Origin of the sequence: Aminobacter sp. J41 (assembly GCF_000526635.1) — a bacterium.
Taxonomy (GTDB): Bacteria; Pseudomonadota; Alphaproteobacteria; order Rhizobiales; family Rhizobiaceae; genus Aerobium.
Genome location: NZ_JAGL01000091.1, coordinates 1 through 1,626, shown reverse-complemented (window position 1 = coordinate 1,626; position 1,626 = coordinate 1). Strand labels below are relative to the sequence as shown.

2 protein-coding genes are annotated in these 1,626 nt (G+C 61.9%); one reads left to right on the top strand and one right to left on the bottom strand.

The window, feature by feature from the left end; translation table 11 throughout:
- Positions 1-92 precede the first annotated feature (92 nt).
- A complete protein-coding gene (locus L630_RS0120595) occupies positions 93-413 on the bottom strand; it encodes an amino acid permease (protein WP_024850049.1) in 321 nt (106 codons plus the stop codon).
- A gap of 490 nt (positions 414-903) precedes the next feature.
- Between L630_RS0120595 and L630_RS0120590 the strand changes: the two genes are divergently transcribed.
- Positions 904-1,353: a pyridoxamine 5'-phosphate oxidase family protein gene (locus tag L630_RS0120590; RefSeq protein ID WP_024850048.1), complete on the top strand. Its 450-nt coding sequence runs from the start codon at positions 904-906 to the stop codon at positions 1,351-1,353.
- Positions 1,354-1,626: the final 273 nt, after the last annotated feature.

Sequence of the window (1,626 nt, the reverse complement as noted above, 5' to 3'; positions counted from 1 at the left end):
CTGCTCTTCCGAAAACCGCTTCCGCTTCATCTGTCCGTCCTTCAATCAAGGCCGGACTCTAACTCCAGGTGGAGGAAAAACTCAGTGGCAGGTCATCCCCAGGCGCTGTTGAAGCCTACGAACGGGCCGAAACCCGCCTTCGCATAGGCATACGGTCCGGCATCTAGGTCGGGCTTCCTGGTGGCGAGCGAATGATAGACGAGGACCAGCGCCACCATGCCTATGGCGGTGATGCCCCAGCCGATCATCACCGCGAGCGGGCCGGCGCCGCTGGCCATGTTCTGCGGAAGCGCGAACACTGCGGAACCGACCATGGAACCGATCACGAGCGCGGTAAGTGCCCCCAGCTGCAGCTTCCCCGTCGTCCTCGCGGGCACTGTCTTGGGGCAGGTGTTGATGTCTGTCGCGGTCATGATCGTCCCTCCGATCGAGTAGATTCTCGCGGAGGAAGATAATCGCTTCTTCGCTGCGCGCCTTGCGGTGCGTCAAAAGTAACCTGTGTTCGCGAGCCTTGCCGAAGGATGCCGGGGCGGGAGCTTTTGACGCGCATCAAGGACAGGAACCGGGGCGGGTGTTCTCGTTCAGCCGTCCGGTTGAGCAGCTCTCGGTCCTGCTGGTCACCTCCGGCCACTGAACTGAGCCAAACAGACAGGAGATGACAATGCCTGAAACAGCAACCACGCTCCCCGTGAAGGCGCAGAATAATAAGATGCCCTCTGGAAAGGCGGCACCGCACCCACCCTTCGAGAAGCTGCGGCAGGAAGTAGACCGCTTCTTCGACGTCGTCCGGCCGTTCGGCTGGACCAAAGGCCTCCATGTCCGGCTGCCGTCGCTGGGCGGAAGCTGGGCACTTCATCCCGCGGGCACTGAGCGGCGAAGTGAAGATACTCGAGGAGCGCCCAGATGATCATCACCCGCATGAGCCATAACGAGTGCATCGACTTGATCAGCAAGGCCCGCATCGCTCGTCTTGCATGTTCCAGCGGCGACCAGCCTTATGTGGTTCCGGTCTACTACTCGTATGCTGACGGACATGCCTACTCCTTCACGATGCCTGGGCAGAAGCTGAACTGGATGCGTCGGAACCCCCGCGTGTGCCTCCAGGTGGATGAAGCGACTGACAGCGGCTGGCGAAGCGTGGTGGCCACGGGCAGGTTTGAGGAGCTTCCCGACAGGATCGGTCACAAGAGGGAGCGTGACCGCGCCTGGCAGCTGTTGAGCCAGCATGCCAACTGGTGGGAGCCGGGTGCTCTGCGCCCCGAGCCCCAAACCCTCGCCGACCACTCGCCGCACGTCTTCTACCGGCTGCTCATTGAAGAGGTTTCGGGCCGTGCAGCTCGGAAGGACACTTAATGCGAAGTTCCGGATGTCTTATGCAATCGCCGTCCCAACGCCCAGAGGTGCTTGCCCCGGGAAGAGGCTGAAGCCGTGCGCGCGCCAGCAATGAGGCTTTGGAGCTATATGTGCGGTCGTGGGCGACGGACTAAGTTACGTGGCGGAGGGTGTCACCCGAGGCTCGCCGGACAGCGAGACTGTCAATGACCGTGGAAACGGGACCCCGCCTTTTCGTGTAAAAGGGACCCCGGTTAGAGCTTGTGAAGGGCACGCCGGTTAGCGCCCGATCAG